Below are 24,941 nucleotides of genomic sequence, written 5' to 3' on the forward strand. Positions count from 1 at the left end.
TACATGAACAACTTAAGTTTTATTATATAAAGAGTAAATGCTTATAAAAAATGTATATTTAGTTGGCAAGATTAAATATACATATGTGAAAAATAAATCGTAAATAATCGTAAAAATGTAGACAAAAAAAGATTGATAAATTATAGTAATACTTATAAAAATTTTTTTAAATGAAATAAAGATAGGTTCAGTACCTATATTTATATTTTTGTATTTATATTATGAAAAAATTAAAATTATTTAGGGGTGATGGTTTTGAATAAGGACATAGGAGCAAAAATAAAGCAACTCAGAACTCAAAAGCAAATGACGTTGAAGGATATGAGTGAAAAAACAAACTTGTCAATTGGTTTTTTATCACAACTTGAAAGAGGATTAACAAGTGTGGCAACAGATTCCTTAGGAAAAATAGCAAGTGTACTAGATGTAGAATTAACTTACTTTTTTATGAAGCCAAAAGAGCATAAAAGAGCTGTATTAAGAAGTTATGAAAAAGAAGTATTTGATGTAGAAAACTCAACATTTATACATTATCATTTATCATCTAGTTTAAAGGAAAAAACAATGCTACCAAGATTAATTGAAATTCTTCCAAGTAAGAGTAGTGAGGAAATTTGTTGTTACGTACATGAAGGTGAGGAGTTTGTGTATGTATTAGAGGGTACTCTTACAGTGTTTTTGGGAGATGAACAAATAAAAATGTATCCAGGAGACACAATACACTATAATAGTGAAAAGAACAATCATAATTGGGTCAACTATACTAATAAGGTAGTGAAAATTTTGGTAGTAAGTATACCAAATCCATTTGAAAAGTCTGATGCAGTTAAAGAAGCTTAAATTTTAACGATTACTATTAGTCAATAAGGAGGTACTAAAGTGAAAAAAATTGGATTCATAGGTGCAGGAAATATGGCAAGCGCTATGATAGGGGGAATAGTAAATTCAAAATTAGTTGAACCTAATATGGTTATAGCATCAGCATATAGTCAAGGAACTCTCGATAGAATAGATGCAAATTTTGGAATAAATACTACAAAAGACTCGAAGGAAGTAACTAGAACCTCTGATATAGTAATTGTAGCTGTTAAACCAGATATATATGATGATATTTTGGAAGAGATAAAAGACTTTATAGATGACAATAAAATTATAGTTACAATAGCAGCAGGAAAATCTATAAAAGATATAGAGTCTATTATAGGAGAAGATAAAAAAATAGTTAGAACTATGCCAAATACTCCAGCTCTTGTAAATGAAGCCATGTCTTCTCTTTCTATAAATAAAAATATAAACAAAGAAGACTTAGAAGCAGTTACAGAAGTATTTAATTCTTTTGGAAATACTGAGGTAGTACCAGAGTATCTTATAGAAGCTGTAATTGGTGCAAGTGGTTCTGCACCAGCATATGTATTTTTATTTATAGAAGCTATAGCAGATGCAGCAGTAATTGCAGGAATGCCAAGACCACAAGCATATAAGTTTGCATCACAGGCTGTTATGGGTTCTGCAAAAATGGTACTTGAGACAGGAAAACATCCTGGTGAATTAAAAGATATGGTATGTTCACCTGGTGGAACTACTATAGAAGCAGTTAAAGTACTTGAAGAAGAAGGTTTTAGAGCTTCTGTGATAAAAGCAATATGTGCATGTATAGAAAAATCTAAAAAAATGAGTGAGTAATAAAAATTTATTGTAAATAAAGAGAATTGCCTTTTATAGAAAATTTCCATTTTAGGCAATTCTTTTTATTTGTTTAATTTCTAAAATAAGCCTGAAAGCCAATTTTTTATTTTTTCAAAGAAACCAACTGAGTCATTATTATTTGATTGATTTTCTGAATTATTTGTTGTGTTGTTTTCATTTGTTTGAGAACTATCGTTATTTTCATTATTACTTGAAGTATCATTTTTTGAGCTATTTGTATCACTATCATTGTTAGAATTAGTATTATTTTGTGGATTTATTTGAACACCTTCTGTAGAATTTATTACAGCATCAGAGCCAAGAGACTCATCATTAGTGTTATTTAAGATTCCCAAATCTTTTTTATCTCCGCCTGAGAATAAACCAGAGAACCAGTCTCCTATTCCACTAAACCATCCACCAATAGTATCTAGTATACCAGAACCCTTAACACTTTCACCTAATTTCTTTAATTGTTCATTTACATTATCTGATACATTATCTAGTGTATTTTTCATGCTATTGTAATCGTAATTTTGGTCAGCTATTTTTTTCATTACACCTTTAATTTGTTCTTTTTGTTCTGGTGTAATAGTAATATTGTAATTATTTACAACATTATTTATTGTATTTGCTATTTGATTGGTATCTTTTGTACCATTCTTTACAATTTCTGTTTTTATATCATTCATTACACCTGTTGCTTTTTCTTGCCCTATATCATCTCCTAAGTCACCTGTAACTACCAATTCTTCAGAAGCAATTTCTTTCTTAGTTTCATCAAGTTTCTTTCCTGAAGCATCCTCAAATGCTTTCATGATTCCTGTCAATGCTCCAGTACCACTTACAGGATATGGAGCAGCAGCAATAACATTTGCATCTTCAAGACCAGCTGTTGTAAGGGTTGAAGCAATCATTGAACTAGTTACCCAAGTTAAGTTTGCTGTTTTAACATTAATTCCATTTCCTTTTTTAGTAGGTTCAACGTATGAGCAAGAGATAGTAACTTTTCCAAGTTGACCCTCTGTTGCAACACCTTGTAAATACTGTCTTTCTTCTGCATTTGTTACATCTAAAACTAAGACTTGGTCTTTTTTTACTCCAAAGTAATTAAGCATTTGCTGCTTTTGAGACTCTGATAAGTTAGCTCCAAGTGTAACTACATTTGTACCGTCTGCATAAGAAAGGTTCATACTCCCAAGTACAAGCATAGTAGACACAACAATAGAACTAATTTGTTTTTTAAACTTCATAATATTCCTCCTAGATTTAACATACATTACATTTTCAATCTATTTTTTTATTAATATATTGAATAAAAATATGTGCTACATTTCTATTATACTAAATATAAACTATTTTTTAAATCAATGCGATTACAACTTTGTAATAAAAAAGGGAATATAAGGAAGATAATAAAAAAATAATTTTTGTAAGAGATTGAAAAAACAATTAATGTAGTATACTATAATATAGAAATGATTATGATAATGTTATAGAATCGGAAGGAGAAAAATAAATGTCAAAAGAATTAGTAAAAGATAGAGTAATAAAATATTTAATAGAAGATTTATTAGTACCTCAAGATATGATTGATACAAATGTTGAGTTGGCAGAATTTGAAGAAGGTGCAGAAGGAATTTTAGATATTGTTGTAAATGTTAAAGATGAAGAAGATTATTATGCACCTGTAATGATAGTGCAATGTTTAGATGAAGATGTGGAGTTAGAAGGAGAAGTTTTACAAAAACAAATAGAATTTTTAGAAGAAGTGGATAATATAACTATGTCAGGTAGATTGGTTTTAACTAATGGAGATGCTATGATGTACGCTGATTGGAGAGGGGAAGAATACGATACTGAGGCAGCTCTTCCAACTTATGATATAATGGTAAAAGAGTTTCATGAAATGGAACAACAGGCAAAAGATTTAGAAGAACATCATCACCATGATGAAAATTGTGGATGTGGATGTAATCATCATCATGAAAATTAAATATTGAGCATATATATAAAAAAAGACTGTTTAGTAAACAGTCTTTTTTTAGACATATATCATTCAAAAAACTAAGAATATAACAACATATAATAAAATAAATTATATATATAAGGAGGATATTGCTGTTAGAAGTAGAATAATATTATAGGTATAGTTTTTATAAATTTGTATACATAATATACAAAACAATTCATTTAAAGAATGGGATATTATGTAATTGTAGATTATGTAGGTTTAAATTATTTATTTTTGTTTTAGCAAATTCTATGAATAGAAGGGGTTTGATTATGGATACTAAAAAAGAAAATAATTATGAAAATTATATTTGTGTGGGTTCATCAAATGTATCAAATGCGATGAAAATGTATTTAAAGGAAATAGAGGAATACAAAATGTTGTCAGCAGGAGAAGAGGTAGAGCTGGCTAAGGAAATAATCAACTCATCTTCAGTAGCAAAAGAAAAATTTATAAATTCAAATTATAGGTTGGTAGTGAGCATAGCAAAGAGATATAAAAGAGATAGTATTGATATGTTGGATTTAATTCAAGCAGGAAATATAGGACTTATAAAAGCTGTAGAAAAGTACGATTATAAAAAAGGATACAAATTTAGCACTTATGCAACTTGGTGGATAAAACAAAGTATAACAAGATATATCGACGATTGCGAAAATACTATTAGGATACCTATACATCTTCATCAGAGAATAAATTTTGTAAAGAAAAAGAAACAAGAACTTTTAAATGTGTTATTAAGAGAGCCAACTATAGATGAGATTGCAGATGCATGTGGCTTAGAAGTTGACAAAGTGTTGGAATTATTAAGAAGAGATAAAAATGTTGTATCTTTGGATACTCCATTAAAAGAAGATGAGGATAGTAGTTTAGTTGAATTTATACCATCAGATGCTGATTTTAAAGATGTTGTAATACACGAAGTTGAACAGCATAATTTAAAAGAAAAGATAGAAGAACTACTTACAGGTCTTGGAGAGCAAGAACAGCAAGTTTTAAGAATGAGATTTGGAATTGATGATGATGACCCTAAAACACTAGAACAGATTGGAAAGGTATTTGGAGTTACCAGAGAACGAATAAGACAGATAGAAGCTAAAGCAATAAGAAAATTAAGACATCCAAGTAAGTTAAAACAATTAAAGCATTTTTATTAATATTTTTAGACACATTATATATGAGAGTATGAGAAAGCATGTTAATCTCTACTTAGGAATTATTTTTTTATAAAATCTGTTTATGAACAGCACACTTGTATTTTATAGGTGTGCTGTTATTTTATTTATTTAATAAAGTACATAATAGTTTAGTAAAATTTCTCAATATGGACAAAATATGTTAGAATATAGTTTAAAAAGATAATAAAATCTGTTTTTTACTTTTAAAGTTATCGGGTAGCAACTCCATTTCTTTGAATATAATTGAAGCTATACAATTTATATAGGAAAAATGTAAAACTTATTGGAGAAATAAAAAAATATGAAGAATAATGTAGTTTGTGATATATTAAGAAATAGGTGTTAATTATATTTTGATAGGGCTAAGCAAGGCAAATTAGTTGATAGAATTATATCTAATGAGCTAAATTTTACTTGATTAAAAAGAGGTATGTTAGAAGTGGAGTGATAAAATGAGCAAGGTAGCTAAAGCAACTTTTTATTTGATGATAGTTACTATAATCTCTAAGATTCTTGGAATGGGTAGAGAATTAGTATTATCATCAATTTATGGTACAGGCTTATATACAGAGAGTTATTTAACAGCTATGAATATACCAAATATTATATTTGCAGCAATAGGTACTGCTATAGTTACTACTTTTATTCCAATGTATCAAGATATAAGTAGTAAACAAGGTGAAAAGCAAGCACTAAAGTTTTTAAACAATGTTTTAAATATAATAGTTGGTATATGCATAGTTGTAGCTATATTAGGAGTTATTTTCTCAAAGCAACTTGTAAGTATATTTGCTATAGGATTTGAAGGAGAGAGGTTTTTACTTACCGTAAAATTTACTAAAATATTGATTAAAAAATAGCTACGCACACTCGTGACTTTAGTCATGAGTTAGTAGCTAAAATAGTCAGCATATAGGGAAACCTATATGTAGAGATAGGATAGAACCTATCCAATACTACTTGAATTGCTGGAAACCCCTAAAGCTAATCAAACTAAAACATAAGGATGAAATAAACCTAAGTGTGAAAGTTACGAAAGTAGAAAAAATTGGTTAGATGGTATAAGGTTAAATCCTAAGTACTTTAAAATGGGCAATCAGCAGGTAAACTCCGAATAGGAGAAACTTCAACGACTATTCCTCTTGAGGGAAGTACACTACAAGCTATTGGTAGTGGAAGTGGGTAGACCTTAACGGATAATGCTGAAGGATAAGATATAGTCTGTGCTTACATGAAAGTGTAAGAAGTTCATAAGAGAACTGCATAGGTAGTAGCGAACTTATGTGAACGACAACCTCAAAAATGATAAAAGTTAAGACTTACGGTTCTTAAATATGTTATTTAAAATTAAATATAAAACCTTCTAAATAATTGTTTTAAATAATTACATTTGTTAACATTATTATAGGTGATTAATAAATTGTTTACCACAGCATTATATAATATATTAAATGTGATAAAATGTGATAAAATCATTAAAAAGTGTATCAAAAAACAATTAAAGTGAGGTGATAGCAGTGAAAAAAGCTTATAAGTTTAGACTGTATCCAAATAAAAAGCAACAAGAGTTAATTAACAAAACTTTTGGATGTTGTAGATTTGTATATAATAAGTATCTTGCTAAAAGAATAGATGTTTATAAAAACGATAAAGAAACTTTTACTTATAAACAGTGTAGTTCTGATTTGACCAATTTAAAAAAAGAATTAAAGTGGCTTAAAGAACCTGACAAATTTTCACTACAAAACGCCTTAAAAGATTTAGATAATGCATATAAAAAATTCTTTAAAGAAAAAGCAGGATTTCCTAAATTTAAATCAAAGAAAATTAATAGATTTTCATATAAAACTAACTTTACAAATGGAAACATTATGTATTGTGGTCAACATATAAAACTACCTAAACTTGGTATGGTTAAGATAAGGGATAAACAAGTACCTCAAGGTAGAATACTTAATGCTACTATATCTAAAGAACCAAGTGGTAGATATTATGTATCATTATGCTGTACTGATGTAGATATTGAAGCATTTGAAAATACTAATAATCATATAGGTTTAGATTTGGGAATTAAAGAATTTTGTATCTCAAGTTGTGGAGAATTTATAGAAAATCCTAAGTATCTTAAGAAGTCATTAAACAAACTTGCTAAATTACAAAGAGAATTATCGAGAAAAACAATCGGTAGTTTAAATAGAAATAAAGCAAGATTAAAAGTTGCAAGACTTCAAGAACATATAGCCAATCAAAGAAAGGATTTTCTACAAAAACTATCTACTAAATTAATAAAAGAGAACGATATTATTTGCATAGAAGATTTACAAGTAAAGAATATGATTAGGAAACGTAAACTATCTCGCTTAATTTCTGATGTATCATGGTCAGAGTTTATTCGTCAATTAGAATACAAGGCTAATTGGCATGGTAGACAAATTGTAAAGGTAGGTAAATTCTTTGCAAGTTCACAAATATGCAATAAATGTGGGTATAAAAACGAGGAAGTTAAGAACTTAAATATAAGAGAATGGATTTGTCCTAGTTGTAATGAAACTCACGATAGAGATATAAATGCAAGTAGAAATATATTAAAAGAAGGATTAAGACTAATAACAATTCAAAATAAATAACGTATGTAAGAACCGTAGGAACTACGGGGATAGCCTGTGGAGAATTAGTAAGACATATTTTAGTATGCAAAATTCTATGAAGCAGGAACCCTGTGACTTTAGTCATGGGAGGTTCAGAACAGGAATAATATTCATAGGTATTACAAGTGTTATGTCAGCATTTTTACAAATTAAAGAGAACTTTATTGTAGTTGGATTTGGAAGTATACCCTATAATATAGTAATAATTATTTCAATAATGTTAAGTACCATATTTGGACCATACATACTTCCAATTGGTGCTGTGGTTGCTATGGTAGTTCAACTGCTCTTTTACATGTTTTTTGTTAAAAAAACGAACTACAAATACTTATACTACTTAAACTTTAAAGATGATAGCCTTATTAAATTACTAGCATTACTTTCACCAGTATTTATAGGTGTTGCTGTTAATCAAGTGAACTCATTGGTAGATACAACTTTAGCCTCAACATTAGTTAAAGGAAGCATTCCAGCACTTACTTATGCAGATAGATTAAATGGTTTTGTTACAGGGACATTTACAGCTTCAATAGTATCTGTTATGTATCCTATGTTATCTAAGTTAAGTGCAGAAAATAATCAAAAGAAGTTTACTAGTTCAGTTAAATCTAGTATAAATATGATAATAATTTCTATGATTCCTATTTCAGTTGCTTCTATTTTTTTTGCAACTCCTGTTGTTAGAATCATTTTTGAGAGAGGTGCTTTTGATGCGAGGGCAACCCAAATGACAGCAACTGCCTTAATTTTTTATGCAGTTGGTATGACTGCATTTGGCTTAAGAGATATTTTGGGAAAGGTTTTTTATTCATTACAAGACACAAAAACACCTATGGTAAATGGGATTATATCTGTAGGGGTAAATATAGTATTGGACTTAGTTTTAATAAAACCAATGGCTCATGGTGGTCTTGCTCTTGCAACTAGTTCATCATCAATTGCATGTATATTGTTACTCTTCTTGAACCTAAAGAGAAAAGTTGGATATTTTGGACAAGATAAAATAATAAAAGCAACTTTGAAATCGGTAGTTGCATCTTTAATTATGGGTGTTTTATCATACTTTACGTATAAATTTATATTTGGAATTTTGGGAGTAGGAACATTTAATGAGTTTGTATCACTAGCTATTTCAGTTATAGTTGGAGGTGGAATTTATACACTACTAATGACTATTTTTAAAGTTGAAGAGGTTGATATGATACTGAATATTGCAAAGAGAAAATTGCATTTAAAAAAGTAATCTAATTATATTAATTATAAATTTAGGAGGATTTTATGAAACATATATTAAAAACAGTAGACCATACTATTTTAAAAGCTACAACTACATGGGAAGATATTAAAATTTTATGTGATGAAGCTGTAGATATGAGTGTAGCATCAGTTTGCATACCACCATCATATGTGAAAAGAGCATCAGAATATCTAAAAGGTAAAATAAAGATATGTACAGTGATAGGGTTCCCTTTGGGATATCAAACTACTGCTACAAAAGTATTTGAAGCAAAAGATGCTATTGAAAATGGAGCAGATGAAGTTGATATGGTTGTAAACATTTCAGATATAAAAAATAAAGATTATGATAATATAGGAAAAGAAATAAAAGAAATAAAAAAAGCTATAGAAGATAAAGTATTAAAAGTCATTATAGAGACATGTTATTTAGATGAAGATGAAAAAATAAAAATGTGTGAAATAGTAACAATGTCAGGTTCAGATTTTATAAAAACATCTACTGGAATGGGAACAGGTGGAGCTACTTTAGAAGATATAAAGCTTATGAAAGAGCATGTTGGAAAAAATGTAAAAATAAAAGCTGCAGGGGGAGTTAAATCAATTTCTGATGCAGAAAAATTTATAGAGGCAGGAGCAGAAAGGTTAGGAACTAGCTCAATATGTAAAATATTAAAAAATGAAGATACAACAGATTATTAAAGTTTTTAACTTATGGGATAGGATTACAAAAATTAAAATTTAATTATAAATATAAAGAACAAAAAACAGAGGGAATTTTCCCTCTGTTTTTTATTTAGTATTGACAGAAAATATTTTTCAAGATATTATAAGTTATATAGTTAATTAGTTGAGTAACTAACTGATGGAGAAAGGAGGAACCTATGAAATTAGTATTAAATAATGAAGAACCTATATTTATTCAGATAGCACGAGCAATTGAAGATGAGATACTATCAAATGGAATAAAAGAAGAAGAACAGGTTCCATCAACAACAGAGCTTTCAAAGCTTTATAAAATTAATCCAGCTACAGTATTAAAAGGTATAAATATATTGGTTGATAAAAATATTTTATATAAGAAGAGGGGGATAGGGATGTTTGTATCAGATGGTGCAAAAACTATTATAAAAGAAGCTAGAAAAGAAAATTTTAAACATAATTTTGTAAAAAACCTACTTCAAGAAGCTAACAAATTAGAAATAAATAGAGAAGAATTGGTTGATATTATAATTAATTTCAAGGAGGATTAATATATGAGTAGTTCTATTAAGATAGAAAATTTATCTCACAGTTTTAAGAAGCAAAATATTTTTAATAATATGTCTCTAAGCTTTGAAAAAAATAAGATATATGGTTTATTAGGTAAGAATGGAGCTGGAAAAACAACATTATTAAATATAATGGTAAATCAGTTAATTCAAAATGAAGGTGAGATAGAAATATTAGGAAAGAACCCAAAAGAAGATATAAAAGTTTTGGAAGAAGTTTGTATTGTCAGGGAAAAAGAATTTTATAGTCCAGATTTTAAAGTAGGTCAGATATTTGAATTTTCTTCTAGTTTTTATAAAAGTTATGATAAAGGCTTAGAAAAAGAATTATGCAAATATTTTGATTTAAATACTAAAAAAAAGTATAAACAACTGTCAAGAGGTATGAAAACTATACTTTCAAATATAATAGGTATTTGTTCTAATTCAGCTATCACCATATTTGATGAGCCAACAATTGGTTTGGATGCAGTAAATAGACAAGAGTTTTATAACATAATTTTAGATAGTTATATAAAAAATCCAAGGACAATAATAATATCAACTCATTTGATTGATGAAATAGATGATTTACTGGAGCATGTAATAATATTAAATGAGGGAAAAATTATTATAGATGAAGAAATTGATGTCATAAAACAAAAAGCTCATTATATTACTGGAAATAAAGAAGAGTTAGAAAAATTAGAATGTATAAAAAATATAAAACCTAAAAAGGCATTTGGAAATGCAGTTGCTTATTTTTACTATGGTGATTTTAGTGAAAGTGATGAAAAAATACTTAAAAATTCAAATATTGATGTAGGATACATAGGGCTACAAGATATGTTTGTTAACATGACTAAGAAGGAGGAATTGTAATTGAATGAATTAAAGCCATATATAAAATTTTTTAATAAAAATACTAAATTGTATATAATTATATTTATGATTGTGGGAATTGTTATGAATATTTTGCCAGTGTTTATTCTCAAGATTTTTGGAGAAGCATCTAAAACTAATTTATCCACGATTGTGAATCCTATTTTAACATATATAACTATACTGCTATTTGTGTATGGAGTAAATATAGCAAATAAAGACTTTTCAGGAGCTTTAAGTATAAGAGCAGATAGAAAAAGTTGTATAAAAGCTATTGTCATAGATTTAATTATTTTAAGCTTTGTGATTTCTATTTTAGGTATAGTTTTGATTTTTTTATCGAAGTTATTTATAGAAATTATAACAGGTTACAGTATAGAACTATCAGTTTTACTAAAGAGAGATATGATTTGGACATCTATATCAGCACTGATAGATCCTTCAACATCAAGTATGCCACTAACTTATTTAAATTATTTTGTACAAATATGTATAAATGAAATATGTATAGGTTTTATAGGAGTGTTACTTGGAGCTTTTACATATAGAGTTAGAAAAGTTACTAGTATTACTATATTGATAGGATTACCGATATTAATGGTAATTTATATAGTTAATTTTGCAACTAAAAATATGCATAAAATGCTACTGTATTTAGAAAAAATTATTTATTCATTTCAGAATCCTTTTATTTTATTTGGAACAAAGGTAGGAATTATAGTTATTTGCATAATATTTATAATTTTATTACTTAGAAAAGCACCAATTAAAGAGTATGCAAATGACTTATTATAACTAAAATAAAACCTGCTTAAAAATCAAATTTGTAAATTTGTATTTTAAAGCAGGTTTATTAGTTTTAATAAATGTTGATTTTAAGTATTAATTTTTAATACTTATATCTACATTTATATTTTTTTATAAATAGAATAGATATAAATATGGTTATAACCTCAGCAAATGGAACTGTAAGCCATAATCCAGTCATGTTTAACATAGGAGGAAGAATTATGATTCCTATGATTATAAAAACAAAGGCACGACTAAAAGATATAATAGCTGAAATTTTTCCATTGTGAAATGCTGTAAAAAATCCTGATGCAAATATATTTATACCAACAAACAAAAAAGCAAATGCAAATATTTTTAATCCTTGTAAGGCTAGTTTAAATACTGTGTTATCTGGACTTACAAAGACCCTAACAATAAATGGTGCAAATACTAAAGCAATAATAAACACTAAAAGAGAAGAAACAAATATAAATTTTAGAGAATGTTTAAATGTTTCTTTTAATTTATCACTGTTTTCAGCACCAAAATTATAGCTTATTAATGGAGACACTCCAGCAGCGAATCCTAGATAGACTGATGTCATTAAAAAATGAGCATACAATACTATAGTAAGAGCAGCAAGTCCATTTTCTCCTGCTAATTTTAAAGCTACTACATTAAATAAGAATGTTGTAATTCCTGTAGATAATTCTGTAACCATTTCAGAAGAACCGTTTATCATAGTATCTCTTATAAGTCTAAAATCGGTTTTTGGTTTTCTTAATTTTAGTGTAGATTTATTAGATAAGAAGTAAATAATACCTAAAACACAAGTTAAAATAATACCTATAGCAGTTGCAACTGCAGCTCCTAAAAGACCCATTCCAAAATATTTAATAAATACATAATCCAATATTATATTTGTTACACCACCAATGACTGATAGAAATAAACTAAATTTAGAATTTCCATCAGTTCTTGCAAAGTACTCAAATATAAATTTTAAAATATAAAATGGTGTACATAAAATCATAACTTTACCATAAGTTATACAATATGGTAATAACTTATCTGTTGCACCAAGCAAAATAGATATTTCTTTGATAAAGAAATATGAGATTACTGTGAATAAAATCCCAACAATCAATGAAAACAAAACTATAAAAGAAAATGTAGAGTTGGCTTCATCCTGTCTATTTTCACCCATACGTATAGAAACGATAGCACCTCCACCAGTTGCCATCATTATTCCAAATCCACAAACAAGGTTAATTATAGGTAGTACAATATTTATACTAGCAAGAGCATCAGAACCAACTAATGTCGATACAAAGATGCCATCTATTATTGTGTACAAAGATATAAATATCATGGATATAATTGCAGGAGAAACAAATTTTAGAAATTCAAAAGTAGTGAATTTTCTTGTAAATAAATTTTCCATAAATTTTACCTCCTTTTATTACTCTCTATATATAATAAGCTATATAGTAACTATATAGTCAAGAAAAATTTTATTTATACGATAAACAGCTTAAAATCAACAAAAAATCATATTAAGATAAATTAGTATAATGCTAATTAATAAACTTATATTAGTAAAATCTAACTGTTTCTTAAGAAAATCTTTAGAAATATATGTATATAATCTTAAGATTTACAAGCTATTATATATATATAAGATTTTGTCTGAAAAGAAATAGATTTTAACTGTATATCTTTTTTTAAATTAGCTCTTATTTATTAAATATAATTACTTTAATATAGAAGATAAGTTATTTTTATTTCAAGCAGCGATTTTATATACTATATAAATTCTAGGAGTGTGAGATATGAAAAGGTTTTTCATAGTAGTTTTAGGATGTATTTTTGTTTTAGGTATGATTTCTGGATGTAGCAAAAAAGAATCTAAGCCAGTAGAAAAAAACAAGAATAATAGTGAATGGTTTAGTAATTTAGATACGGAGGATGTTGATGGAAATAAGGTAACAAAAGAGATATTTTCAAATAAAGAACTTACTCTTATTAATGTCTGGACTACTTGGTGTGGACCATGTGTGGGTGAAATGCCAGAGCTTGAAGCATTATCAAAAGAATATGAGAGTAATAATTCCAATGTAGCTATAAAGGGATTAGTTGTAGAAGTTGATAAAACTGATATGAGAACTGGTCTTTCAAATGAAGAGAAAAATTTAGTTAAAGACATTATGAAAAAGTCAGATGCAACTTACCAACAATTGACTGTATCTGAAGAACTTAAAAAAACTGATTTTAAAAGAGTTATGGAGTTTCCAACAACTTATTTTGTAGACAAGAAAGGAAACTTTGTGGGTGAGAAGGTTGTAGGTGCAAATAGTAAGGAAGATTGGAAAAAAATTATAGATGAAAGACTAAAAATGGTAAAAGCCAATGAGTAATTTTATTAAAGATAATAAAAAAGGCATTTCTATTATTGCAATTAGTATTATATTTATTGCATTAGGTACATATCGTGGAGAAACAAATACAGTATTAACTAAAGCAATTATGATTTGTCTTGAGTGTATTGGTATTGGTTAGGAGAAGAGGAATGAAGTTATTATCTAAAGTAAATAATAATATAAGACTTATTACTCAAGTTGCATTTACAGCATTAACAAATGGATATGTAAATGGATTTTTAGAAGGAACTATATATGGAGGAGAAAGTAAAAAATTATGTGTACCTGGATTGAATTGTTATTCATGTCCAGGTGCACTTGGAGCATGTCCAATAGGTTCATTACAAGCAGTTTTATCAAGCAGAGAGTATAAATTCTCATTTTATGTTGTTGGTTTTTTAATGGCATTTGGTGCTTTTTTTGGCAGATTTGTTTGTGGTTGGCTTTGTCCCTTTGGACTTGTACAAGATTTACTACATAAAGTACCCTTTCCAGTAAAGATAAAAAAAGTTTATGGTGATAAATATCTAAAATATCTAAAGTATATAGTCTTAATAATGTTTGTAATTATTTTGCCAGTTGCTATTGTAAATGTAGCAGGGGGTGGAAATCCTTGGTTTTGTAAATGGATTTGCCCTTCAGGAACACTTTTGGGAGGAATACCACTTATTTTAGGAAATGAGAATTTAAGAGAATCAATAGGATTTTTATTTAGCTGGAAGTTAAGTATTTTGCTATTGATATTATTGATGTCAATCATTACTTATAGGCCATTTTGCAAGTATATATGCCCTTTAGGAGCAATCTATGGTTTTTTTAATCCTATTTCAATATATAGATTTAAAATTGATAAAGATAAATGTACAAATTGTACAGCATGTCAAACAAAATGTAAGCTTGATATACCAATATATAAAGATGTAAATAGTCCAGACTGTATTAGGTGTGGTGAATGTATAAAAGTTTGTCCACAAAATGCAATTACTACAACTTTTTCAAAAGATAAAAAAGAGAATAATATTTGTGCAAAAAAGTATAGGGGGATATAATTTAATGAAGAAATTTATTATATGTATTATAATGTTTGCAATATCAGTACTGGTGTTAGCTGGTTGTACTAATGATAATAAGATAAAAAATGAAGTGGATAGTATGTTTAATTCAATAAAAACACAAGATGCAGATACTGTTGATAAGTATTTCCCAAAATCAGGGTTAGGTAATCTTATATACGAAGATAAAGAAGGATTTAAAATGTATTCTAAAAATATGACTTGGGAAATTTCAGATATAAAGAATAATAAGGATAAAGTGACTGTAGATTTAAAAATTAACAATACTGATATGGTTTCTATTTTAAAAAAGAATCCTCCTAAACTAGGAGAAATGATGCCAAATCCAACTATGAAAGATATTGATTCTGCAAAGAAAAAAGAATTTAATATTACATTAGAGCTTGTTAAATCTGGTGATAATTATGTTTGTAAAGTTAATCAAGAATCTGCAATGAAATTATTAAATGTGATTACAGGAGGTGGTATAGATTATCTAGCTGACTATAATAAAGATTATTATAAACAGCTTGATGAAGAACAAAAAAATTATGAAAATAAAAATAGTTAGTAATATATATGAAAATCGGAGCAATTAATAATATAGAAACACAAATTAAAAGAATATAAAAGTGGTAGAATGAAAGTCTTGTAGAAGCTTTTATTCTACCACTTTTAGAAATAAGTTATTTCATATGATTTTATTATTTATAGAGCTATTTACATGTATGTATATTTTATAGACCAAGATTTTCTCCTACCAATATTACCTTTATTTTTTTTGCTGGACGACTGATTCTTGTAGTAACCATGTATGCACAAATGCTTTCAGGACTTGTGCAATCTATACAACTTCCATTAATATAGCATGGTGTATTGACATCTTGAAAACGCTGAACAACTGCTGGAGATGCAATTGTTCTAGTTCTTTGTATTGCATCATCAATGTTTTTTACAATTTTATTCATACCAGCTACAACTATAACATTTTTTGGACCAAATATCATTGCAGCTACACGATTGCCATTTCCATCAATATTAAAGAGTTGTCCATCTTCACTAATTGCATTGCTACTCATCAAAAAAGTATCGCATAGAAGTGCTTGACGCATAATTTCAGTTCTTTCTTCTGGAGTTTTTGCTAAATCTCTATCAATAACTTTAAATCCTTTCTCTCTAACAGCAGTTTGTACGCCCATTTCTTTAAGTGTTTCAGATCCTCCCCATGATACTACATGATTTTGAGGAATTAAATCTAAAATTTGTTGCAAAGCTTCATTTCTAGTTTTACAGTAATAAGCATCAAAATAACGTTTTTTGAGTGCTGTTACAATATGAGGACCTAGCTTGTCATATCGTTTCTCTAATGGTGTTTGTCTTATCATACTAAAATCACTCCCATATTTAAATTTTAATATTGTAACTATTATGCTAATTAAGATTATACGATATATTATTGTATAAGGTTAATTTTATAAGTAACCTTTTCCTAAGATTACGAAAATAGTTACAATATAGTTATAACATAAATATGCGATTAGTATAAGATTTACTATTAGTTTTTAATAAATAACTGAATAAAGAAATACCTATAAAACATAATCACTAATACTTTTTATTTAATATAAAATAAAGTTGTGGGTTATAGATGATTATTATTTTATTTTATGAATAACTTGTTTAAATTTTATAAGTTTATAAAAAATAAAGGTACAGTTAACTGTACCTTTATTTTATCTAAATATGCAAAGATTATTTTAAAAGTAATTTTTAATTACATGTTTTTATAACTCTCCAATATTCTAATATAATGATTTGCCTCTCTTAAAACATGGTCTGCTAAAAGTGGTAATATTATAGATTTTATCTTACACTGTTCTATTCCTGATGCTCCTGCTTCTTTAAAATCTTTAAACTCAACAGTTTCATTTAGAGTTTCTTCTGTAATGTTCTTGATATTAGAATCAGTCATTTCGTTTGTTTTTTCAATTAATTCATTAAATTTTATAGCAAAATCATTTGAAGTATTTATTAGTTCACCTTCTGAGGGGTCTAGTAATCCTCTCATAAACAGAGCATGTTCCATCATAATATGGTCCCAGAATAATTCTATTTCTTTAGCGTTTTTTGACTCAATATCTATTTTATTTTCAAGGTCAACTACATAAGAACGATATAAATTTGCTTCATGTATTATATGTTCAAGAAGTAGAGGGTAGTTTGATGTAAATATAGTACATGATAGTACACCATCTAAGACTCTTTCTTTAAAATTAATAAGCCCATCAAGTAATCTTATTGCATCAGAGTTAAGTTGAGCTACATAGTTCACTAAGTCTTGACCAACTTGTGGGTTTACACCACTTTGTAGATTTAATTCTCTTGTAGTGATGTTTTTGTTTATTTCTATCCCTGTAAACTCTTCTGTTTTTTGTTCTGCAACTGATGTGAGAGTAGTTACAAGCTCTTCTGAATATAATATATCAGGTCTAATTATACCATTACTAGCACTAACAGTGTATGATAATAAATCTTCAAATTGCTTTTTATAGTGGTCAGCTTCCATAGCAAGATTATAATTTTTATTTGTGAATCCTGCTTCTAAAAAAAGAGCATGCTCTTTCATAATTCTTGAAAAAAATAAATGTAATTCTAGTGATAAAATAACATATTTTTGATTATCTATCATAATTTCCTCCCTTTAGAAAGTATCCTATTTATAATACTTTATTCGTAATATTTAAATTTATGTATATTATAAATAAATTAACTAAATTCAATTGCTACTAATATCAACAGTTTTTATTAAGTTATGGGCGAAAAAATTATCTTACTGTGTTTCTTATTAGATATAGATATAATGATTTAAGGTACTTGTTGGCTATTATTTATTAAGAGTACAAGTAATACTAGAAATTTTTATGAGAATTATGTAATTTATAAGTATTATTTTGATACAAAACAAATGTTTTTTGTAAAACAAGAACTTTTATAGCAAAAAATGAATAAATATGAAGCAAGCATAATTTTATACCACAACAATTATTAATTCTAATAGCTGCACTTAATGTTTTAGGTATGGGATTTAAAAAGTATAAAAAATTAAGTGATAAATATATTCCATTATATTGCTTGTGCTTGGAGTAGTATTTTCTGTATAGATGTTAGGATTTAATCCAACTTCTATTTTACAGGGGATTCTATGCTGGGGTGTTTCAATTGGATTAAATTAAGTATGCAAACAATTTCAAGACAATGATAAATAATTGGATGTGTGATAGGAATATCAATAAAAAACATTATTAAGAAGAATTATTTTATTTATAAAATAAAACAAGTAATAAGAATAAATAAGGAGCAACTAAAATGATTTAAATATACTAGAATTAAAAAGAGAATGTAAAGTTGTCTAGTAATGGATGTAAAATATTTTAAACGATAAGCTATGAAATTGATATATTAAAATGGGTAAGAAGAATATTATATAGGATTCTTCTTACCCATTTTAATACATTTAATTTTATGCCAAACCACATTCGCATAGTAGAATCATCACTCTATGGAGACATAACTCTACAACATCTTCTCCATATTTTTTAATAAAATCACCAATTTGAGTTTCTATGAATGAATAGTATTCTTTTAAACTAGCAATATATGCAGTCATTATATGAACACATTCATCAATCTTATCTTTAAAGACAACTAATCCCCCTAAAAAACGAAAAATAAAAATATTCAGTAAATAGCAGATATTATTTCACTCATAAATCTATATAGTATGATATATTGCTTAGATATATTTTACAAGTGGATATGTAAAACTGGTTATTATAATCGCAAAACTGGATAAACTTTCATTCTTAAAAGAAAATTTATCCAGTTTAAAGTTTAATTATGAATATTTGAGTTAGTAGATATTTAATATAAATTAATATAAGTGTAATAAGAATATACTTATATAATTATAATTAATCATACTTTTAAGGAATTTAATTTTAAAATTTTAGTTATTGTAATCTATTATTTTCTAAGCAATTTATTATTTTTTAGGTAATTTATTACTTTTTAGGTATTCTATTATTTTTTAGATATATTATATAAAATTATAGATTATATATTTAACTCAAATGTAAAATTATCAATTAGTCTGGTTTTTCCTATAAACACAGCAATTGCCACAAGTATAGAATGTTCTATTTGCTTAACAGGTTGTAATGTCTCACTATCTACAATTTCAACATAGTCTATTTTTGCTAAGTGTTCAGAATTTATTTTAGCTGTTATTAATTCTTTTATATTCTCTGGATTTAGATTGCCTTTTACTAATTCTTCTTTTGCTAAACTTAAGCTCTTATTTAATATTAGAGCAGATTTTCGTTCTTCCTCAGAGAGATATGTATTTCTCGAACTTTTTGCTAATCCATCATTTTCACGAATTATAGGACAGCCTATTATTTCTGTATCTATGTTTAAATCCTTGACCATTCTTTTAATTACAGCTAATTGTTGGGCATCCTTCTCTCCAAAATAAGCTTTATCAGGTGTTACTATATTTAGAAACTTTGAAACAACTAGGCAGACACCTCCAAAATGAACAGGTCTTTTAGCTCCACAAAGAAAATCTGTAAGTCCAGAAACATTAATGGTAGTACAATTACCTTTTAAATACATTTCTTCTGGTGATGGGTTAAAGACTACTGTTGCTCCACTATCCATACAATATTTAAAATCTTTATCTATATCTCTTGGATAGCTATTAAAATCTTCATTTGGTCCAAATTGAGTTGGATTTACAAATACACTCACTACTACTTTATCATTTTCTTTTATAGCTTTTTTTATAAGACTTTGGTGTCCTTCATGTAAAAATCCCATTGTTGTAACAAGCCCTATAGAATAGCCATGTTTTCTCCAATCTTTGATTATATTTCTTAGTAATTTAATTTCTTTTACAAGCATTTTGTACCATCCTTAATATTAGTATAATTTTTCTAACTCAGATTCATTTATTGAAAAGCTGTGTTTTTCTTGTGGAAATGCACCTGTATTAACTTCTAGGATGTAATTTTTAATTGAATCTTTCATTATATCTCCTATATTTGCATACTGCTTTACAAACTTAGGAACAAAATCTCCAAACATTCCCAACATATCTTGATAAACTAAAATTTGTCCATCACAGTTAATTCCTGCCCCTATACCTATTGTAGGAATTGAAATAGAATTAGTTACCATCTCAGCTATTTTCGTAGGCACTCCTTCAAGGACAATAGAGAATGCACCTGCTTTTTCTATTAATTTAGCATCTTCAATAAGTTGTCTTGCTGTTTCACTGGTATTTCCTTGAACCTTAAACCCACCAAATGAATTTACTGATTGAGGAGTTAATCCTAAATGCCCCATTACAGGTATTTGAGCATTTACAATGCTTTCTATTTGCTTTATAACGTTTGAGCCACCTTCTAACTTTACAGCATGAGCTCCTCCTTCTTTTATAAGTCTACCGGCGTTTTTAACTGCATCTTCTATAGAAACATGGTAAGATAGAAAAGGCATATCACTTACGATTAAGGCATTTTTAACACCATTTTTTACAGCTTTTGTATGATATATAATTTCGTCTATGGTAACAGATAGAGTGTTTTCTTCACCTTTTATAACCATTCCTAATGAATCTCCTATTAAAATACCATTTATATCACACTCATCCATTATTTTTGCAATTGAGTAGTCATAAGCAGTAAGCATAGATAGTTTTTTTCCTTCATATTTAGCATTCTTAAAAGTCTGTATGGTATTTTTCATCGTTTTTTCCTCCTAAAAGTTTGTAAATTTCTTTGTATTTTTCAGATTTACTTATTAAATTTTCGATTGCATTTTCTATAGTAATATTTTTTATACCTTTTAATGAATTGTCATTTCCTAAGGCAATTATTTTTAGTATGTTTAAGGATAGTATTTTGTAAATATCCTCATCTTTTTTATCCAATACAGATAGATGTTTTCTTATTGGTGTTATATCTCCACGAGAAACAGGACCAGTAAGAGCTTTAGTAAAGCCATTATCAAGTATATTTTCTATATTTTTTTTTACTAAAGGACTGATAGCTTTTAAAGATTCCTCTTCAGATAAACCTAATTTAATAAAGTAACTTACTCCTATATCTAGTAAAGATAATACTAAATTTGAAACTAAAACATTAGCTAAATGATAAGTGGCTGAAGTATCCTTATCTCTTATAAAAAATTGGTTTCCCAAATCATCTATGAAATTTTGAATAACTAAATCATCTTGTTCATTATCACTTTCTATGGAAAAACAAATGTCTTTCATTTTTTTTATGTTGGTATTTTTATTGGAAAATGCAAATATAGGATGGATAGAATAAATTAATGCACCTGCTTTTTTTGAACAGAACAATATACTAGATTTTAAAGAGCCACTTGTGTGGCAAATGTATTTATGTTTTAAATTAAATTTGGAAAGTTTTTTGTCTATAATTTCAATAGAATCATCTGATGTTGTAATAAATAATATATCGTTTTCATAAATTATATCTTTCAAATTGCTGTAAATCTTTGTTTTTGTTAAATTTGTTGATTCTAATAAAGATAATTGATTCCTTCCATAAAAGCCTGAAACACAATAACCTTTTGATAAAAAATAATTTGCCAAAGATGTTCCAACTTTTCCAGAACCAATAAAGCCTATTTTAATAGTATCACCTCCACTTTGTGATACAACATCTTAATTTCTAATCTCATTCCTGAGGATATGAGTTACATAAGACAAAATAATTAAAAACATTTAAAGTATAGTTCTTATAACAAGATACCATCCATAAATATCTTACCATTTTCATAAAAAATTGACAATTAATTCTATAAAATTTATATAATAAAATATCAGTAAAAAAATTATGATATTTATAAAATATAAGTTTTTTGTTTTACTATATATATTAAAAGTGATTAAGTCTATTAGAAAAATTATGATGTTTTTAGAAATTAATGCTTTTTAACTTCAATAGTATCAATAATACTGATTTTTTATAAAAATTTAAAACAATAATAAAATATATAATTTATTTTTGTGGACAATTTGTCAAGATTAGTACCAAGTTAAAATTTAATATAAGAGAGAGATGTATTATGTAATATTAATTTTTTTTAAATTGGTAATACTATATTGCTGTATTTTTTTTTATCAATTATAATTTAAAATATGAAGTAATAAACTTTCTAATTAAATTAAGGTATTTAGTGTATATGTATAAGTTATAAGTAAATCTTCTAAAAAGAATAATTTTAACAATGTTGTTATAAAGAGCAGTAACTATGGAGGAGATAAGTATATGAACAAACATAATTTTGAAGTTATATTAAATCAACTACAGATTAATATATATGTTACAAATATTCATACTAATGAAATTATTTTTATGAACAAAAAAATGAAAGAAGAATATAATATTTTAGATCCAGAAGGAAAAGTTTGTTGGCAAGTATTATATCCTGAAAAAAATTCTACTTGTAGTTTTTGTAAAGTTTTAGAATTATTAAAGAATGATAAAAAAGGAGTATTAATAAAGTGGTATGAAAAATGTAATAAGTTAAATCGTGTTTTTGAAAATTATGATAGTTTAATTACATGGCAAGATGGCACAGTTGTTCATATGCATCAATCAATAGATATTGCAAACTCAACAAGCTTAAATAAACCAATTAAGATTAATGAATTTCATGAAATATCAAATAATAAAGAAGAAAAAGGAGTTTTTAATTTTTCAAGAGACAATTTTGATTATAATTCTACATTGCTTTACGATGCTTTGATTAGAGGTACAGATGAATATATATACATTTGCAATATGAAAACAGGCGTATTTCGATATTCACCATCACAAGTTGAATTATTTGACTTACCAGGAGAAATTGTTAAAAATCCGCTTGTTTACTGGAAAAAAATTGTACATCCAGAAGACTGGAATCGTTTTTATAAGTCAAACACTGAAATAGGTAAAAACCAGATGGATTATCATACAGTGGAATTTAGGGCTAAAAATCGTAGTGGAGAATATATATGGTTAAGATGTAGAGGTCAACTAATGCGTGATGAATTTGGAGAGCCAAGTATTTTTGCAGGAATAATGACGCAATTAGGTAAACAAAATAAGATTGATTCATTGACACAGTTACTGAATTATCATGAATTTATGAGTGTATTTGAAGATAAAATTTCAAATCCTATGATTGAAAAATTATGCATAGTATTATTAGATATTGACGATTTTAAAAATGTTAATGAGATGTATGATAGGGATTTTGGAGATAATATAATAAAAACACTAGCACAGTCTGTACAATCTATTTTACCAGATAATGCTGAACTTTATAAACTTGATGGGGACGAAATGGGCATTCTTGTTGATAATGTTGAAGAAAATGAAATTCTAACTCTATATAATCAAATACAGAATATGATTATACACCTTCAACTATGGAGAAAATATGGATTAAATATAACAATTTCTGCTGGTTGTGTAATATATCCAAAACATGGAGATACAGTAAAAGAACTTTATAAGTGTGCTAGTTACTCTTTACAATATGCGAAAGAGCATGGTAAAAACAGGCTTGTTTTTTTCTCCCAAGAAATATTAAAAAATAAAATGTATTCATTAGAAATGATGCGGGATTTAAAGGCATCAATTAATGATGATTTTAGGGGGTTTAGTCTTCGATTCCAGCCACAAGTAGATACAGAAAGTCATAAAATAATAGGTGTAGAAGTTCTTTTAAGGTGGACTAATGACAAATGCAAAGCAATTTCTCCTTTGGAATTTATTCCAATATTAGAAGAAAATGATATGATAAATATTGTAGGGGCTTGGGTGCTTCGAATGGCATTACGTACTTTTAGGAAATGGATTGATTACTATCCTTTTTTTAAAGTGAGTGTAAACGTTTCAGCTGTTCAAATATTAGAAGACACATTTATTGAAGATATAGTAAAAATTATAGATGATGAAAATTTTCCTTATCAAAATCTTGTTTTAGAATTGACAGAAAGTCATACAGTACAAAATATGAGTATTTTACAGTTTAAATTTAAGGCTTTACAAGATTTAGGAATTTATATTGCTATGGATGATTTTGGTACTGGATACTCGTCTCTAGAAGTTTTAAAATTTTCTCCAATAGATATAGTGAAAATTGATAGAGTATTTGTTAAAGATATATTAAAGAGTAAGTTTGATGCTACATTTATACATTTTATTGTTGCAATTTGTCATGATGTAGGAATAAAAGTATGTTTAGAAGGTGTAGAAACACAAGAAGAGTATGATTTAGTTAAACAAATAAAGCCAGATTACATACAAGGATATTTATTTGGAAAACCGCAGACAGCAACAGAAATCTTTGACCTTTTAAAGCTAGATAATTAATTCTAATTTATCAATAATATCACTGAAAAGCTTTAAAATCAAAAATACATTAAATTATTATATTGAAGATATATCAATTATAAATTGCAATATAAGAAAATAGCATTTCAATGGATGTTAAATTGGGAATAGTATATGATTAAAGTATTTTAAAAAGGGATAACCATAATAAAAATAGATATCTATTTTTAGATTAAAAATAATATATCATAAATAAAATAATAAGAGGTAGATACAGTTTTAAGGGAATACAAAAGTTTTTAATTAAACTATGCTTGTTCAGATAGATATTTATTTAAGAAAAAAGACTATTAAAAGCAATATACAAGAATGATATATTAGATTGATTAAA

General features: G+C 27.0%; 24 protein-coding genes. 16 read left to right on the forward strand and 8 right to left on the reverse strand.

Annotated features, from left to right (window positions below):
* The first annotated feature begins 249 nt into the window (after positions 1–249).
* Both CDIF1296T_RS07885 and proC read left to right on the forward strand, forming a co-directional pair.
* On the forward strand, positions 250–840 hold the full coding sequence (locus CDIF1296T_RS07885) for a helix-turn-helix domain-containing protein (RefSeq protein ID WP_334290666.1): 591 nt from the start codon (positions 250–252) through the stop codon (positions 838–840).
* A 39-nt stretch (positions 841–879) separates the two neighbouring features.
* On the forward strand, positions 880–1,683 hold the full coding sequence (proC, locus tag CDIF1296T_RS07890; RefSeq protein WP_003434098.1) for a pyrroline-5-carboxylate reductase: 804 nt from the start codon (positions 880–882) through the stop codon (positions 1,681–1,683).
* Between the two features lie 80 nt (positions 1,684–1,763).
* On the opposite strand, the gene CDIF1296T_RS07895 is transcribed toward proC, so the two are convergent.
* Positions 1,764–2,939 (reverse strand): DUF1002 domain-containing protein, encoded by a 1,176-nt coding sequence (locus CDIF1296T_RS07895; RefSeq protein ID WP_003427432.1) that lies wholly within the window; start codon positions 2,937–2,939, stop codon positions 1,764–1,766.
* Between the two features lie 266 nt (positions 2,940–3,205).
* On the opposite strand from CDIF1296T_RS07895, the gene CDIF1296T_RS07900 reads away from it, so the two are divergent.
* The 9 genes from CDIF1296T_RS07900 (at position 3,206) to CDIF1296T_RS07945 (ending at position 11,689) form a co-directional block, all read left to right on the forward strand.
* Positions 3,206–3,682: a type I restriction enzyme HsdR N-terminal domain-containing protein gene (locus CDIF1296T_RS07900; protein WP_009896428.1), complete on the forward strand. Its 477-nt coding sequence runs from the start codon at positions 3,206–3,208 to the stop codon at positions 3,680–3,682.
* Positions 3,683–3,972: 290 nt separating this feature from the next.
* Entirely contained in the window at positions 3,973–4,857 is an 885-nt protein-coding gene (locus tag CDIF1296T_RS07905; RefSeq protein WP_009889336.1) for a sigma-70 family RNA polymerase sigma factor, read from the forward strand.
* A 473-nt stretch (positions 4,858–5,330) separates the two neighbouring features.
* Positions 5,331–5,738, forward strand: a complete 408-nt coding sequence (locus CDIF1296T_RS07910) for a lipid II flippase MurJ (protein WP_003434095.1) — start codon at positions 5,331–5,333, stop codon at positions 5,736–5,738.
* A 648-nt stretch (positions 5,739–6,386) separates the two neighbouring features.
* Positions 6,387–7,505 (forward strand): IS200/IS605 family element RNA-guided endonuclease TnpB, encoded by a 1,119-nt coding sequence (gene tnpB, locus CDIF1296T_RS07920; RefSeq protein ID WP_076632741.1) that lies wholly within the window; start codon positions 6,387–6,389, stop codon positions 7,503–7,505.
* A gap of 76 nt (positions 7,506–7,581) precedes the next feature.
* Positions 7,582–8,769, forward strand: a complete 1,188-nt coding sequence (murJ, locus tag CDIF1296T_RS07925) for a murein biosynthesis integral membrane protein MurJ (protein ID WP_009896445.1) — start codon at positions 7,582–7,584, stop codon at positions 8,767–8,769.
* Between the two features lie 35 nt (positions 8,770–8,804).
* Positions 8,805–9,464 (forward strand): deoxyribose-phosphate aldolase, encoded by a 660-nt coding sequence (gene deoC, locus CDIF1296T_RS07930; protein WP_009896446.1) that lies wholly within the window; start codon positions 8,805–8,807, stop codon positions 9,462–9,464.
* 182 nt (positions 9,465–9,646) lie between these two features.
* Positions 9,647–10,015, forward strand: coding sequence for a GntR family transcriptional regulator (locus CDIF1296T_RS07935; RefSeq protein ID WP_003427427.1), 369 nt, complete (start codon positions 9,647–9,649; stop codon positions 10,013–10,015).
* A 3-nt stretch (positions 10,016–10,018) separates the two neighbouring features.
* Positions 10,019–10,894, forward strand: coding sequence for an ATP-binding cassette domain-containing protein (locus CDIF1296T_RS07940; protein ID WP_009896447.1), 876 nt, complete (start codon positions 10,019–10,021; stop codon positions 10,892–10,894).
* Entirely contained in the window at positions 10,895–11,689 is a 795-nt protein-coding gene (locus tag CDIF1296T_RS07945; RefSeq protein WP_009893090.1) for an ABC transporter permease, read from the forward strand.
* Positions 11,690–11,783: 94 nt separating this feature from the next.
* Here the strand turns inward: CDIF1296T_RS07945 and cdeA are convergent, their stop codons facing one another.
* A complete protein-coding gene (gene cdeA / locus CDIF1296T_RS07950; RefSeq protein WP_003439351.1) occupies positions 11,784–13,109 on the reverse strand; it encodes a multidrug efflux MATE transporter CdeA in 1,326 nt (441 codons plus the stop codon).
* 388 nt (positions 13,110–13,497) lie between these two features.
* Here cdeA and CDIF1296T_RS07955 point away from each other — a divergent pair, with 388 nt between their 5' ends.
* Genes CDIF1296T_RS07955 through CDIF1296T_RS07970 form a run of 4 tightly spaced genes read left to right on the forward strand, consistent with a single transcriptional unit; the run spans position 13,498 to position 15,708 of the window.
* Positions 13,498–14,082 (forward strand): TlpA family protein disulfide reductase, encoded by a 585-nt coding sequence (locus CDIF1296T_RS07955; protein WP_009896450.1) that lies wholly within the window; start codon positions 13,498–13,500, stop codon positions 14,080–14,082.
* Positions 14,075–14,224, forward strand: coding sequence for a CD1871A family CXXC motif-containing protein (locus tag CDIF1296T_RS07960; protein ID WP_009889347.1), 150 nt, complete (start codon positions 14,075–14,077; stop codon positions 14,222–14,224). The genes CDIF1296T_RS07955 and CDIF1296T_RS07960 overlap by 8 nt, the downstream gene beginning before the upstream one ends.
* 10 nt (positions 14,225–14,234) lie before the next feature.
* Positions 14,235–15,134 (forward strand): 4Fe-4S binding protein, encoded by a 900-nt coding sequence (locus tag CDIF1296T_RS07965; RefSeq protein WP_003439360.1) that lies wholly within the window; start codon positions 14,235–14,237, stop codon positions 15,132–15,134.
* 4 nt (positions 15,135–15,138) lie between these two features.
* Positions 15,139–15,708 carry a lipoprotein gene (locus CDIF1296T_RS07970; RefSeq protein WP_009896453.1) on the forward strand — a complete coding sequence of 190 codons (570 nt, stop codon included), beginning with the start codon at positions 15,139–15,141 and terminating at the stop codon, positions 15,706–15,708.
* A 166-nt stretch (positions 15,709–15,874) separates the two neighbouring features.
* Here CDIF1296T_RS07970 and CDIF1296T_RS07975 read toward each other — a convergent pair whose 3' ends face one another.
* From CDIF1296T_RS07975 to CDIF1296T_RS08005, 6 genes are all read right to left on the reverse strand, one after another.
* Positions 15,875–16,522 (reverse strand): lactate utilization protein, encoded by a 648-nt coding sequence (locus CDIF1296T_RS07975; protein WP_003427410.1) that lies wholly within the window; start codon positions 16,520–16,522, stop codon positions 15,875–15,877.
* A gap of 389 nt (positions 16,523–16,911) precedes the next feature.
* The gene (gene cotB, locus CDIF1296T_RS07980) at positions 16,912–17,826 is read right to left on the reverse strand and encodes a spore coat protein CotB (protein WP_003439363.1); all 915 of its coding nucleotides are present in this window, start codon (positions 17,824–17,826) and stop codon (positions 16,912–16,914) included.
* 831 nt (positions 17,827–18,657) lie between these two features.
* Entirely contained in the window at positions 18,658–18,804 is a 147-nt protein-coding gene (locus CDIF1296T_RS07990) for a hypothetical protein (RefSeq protein WP_009896460.1), read from the reverse strand.
* A gap of 446 nt (positions 18,805–19,250) precedes the next feature.
* Entirely contained in the window at positions 19,251–20,099 is an 849-nt protein-coding gene (panC, locus tag CDIF1296T_RS07995; RefSeq protein WP_009896462.1) for a pantoate--beta-alanine ligase, read from the reverse strand.
* Between the two features lie 18 nt (positions 20,100–20,117).
* Positions 20,118–20,945 (reverse strand): 3-methyl-2-oxobutanoate hydroxymethyltransferase, encoded by an 828-nt coding sequence (panB, locus tag CDIF1296T_RS08000; protein ID WP_003439367.1) that lies wholly within the window; start codon positions 20,943–20,945, stop codon positions 20,118–20,120.
* Positions 20,920–21,858 carry a Rossmann-like and DUF2520 domain-containing protein gene (locus CDIF1296T_RS08005; protein ID WP_225722743.1) on the reverse strand — a complete coding sequence of 313 codons (939 nt, stop codon included), beginning with the start codon at positions 21,856–21,858 and terminating at the stop codon, positions 20,920–20,922. Before CDIF1296T_RS08005 ends, panB begins: the two co-directional genes overlap by 26 nt.
* Positions 21,859–22,495: 637 nt before the next feature.
* Between CDIF1296T_RS08005 and pdcA the strand changes: the two genes are divergently transcribed.
* On the forward strand, positions 22,496–24,589 hold the full coding sequence (gene pdcA / locus CDIF1296T_RS08010; protein WP_009896470.1) for a c-di-GMP phosphodiesterase PdcA: 2,094 nt from the start codon (positions 22,496–22,498) through the stop codon (positions 24,587–24,589).
* Positions 24,590–24,941 lie beyond the last annotated feature (352 nt).

It is taken from the genome of Clostridioides difficile ATCC 9689 = DSM 1296, from assembly GCF_001077535.1.
GTDB classification, from domain to species: Bacteria; Bacillota; Clostridia; order Peptostreptococcales; family Peptostreptococcaceae; genus Clostridioides; species Clostridioides difficile.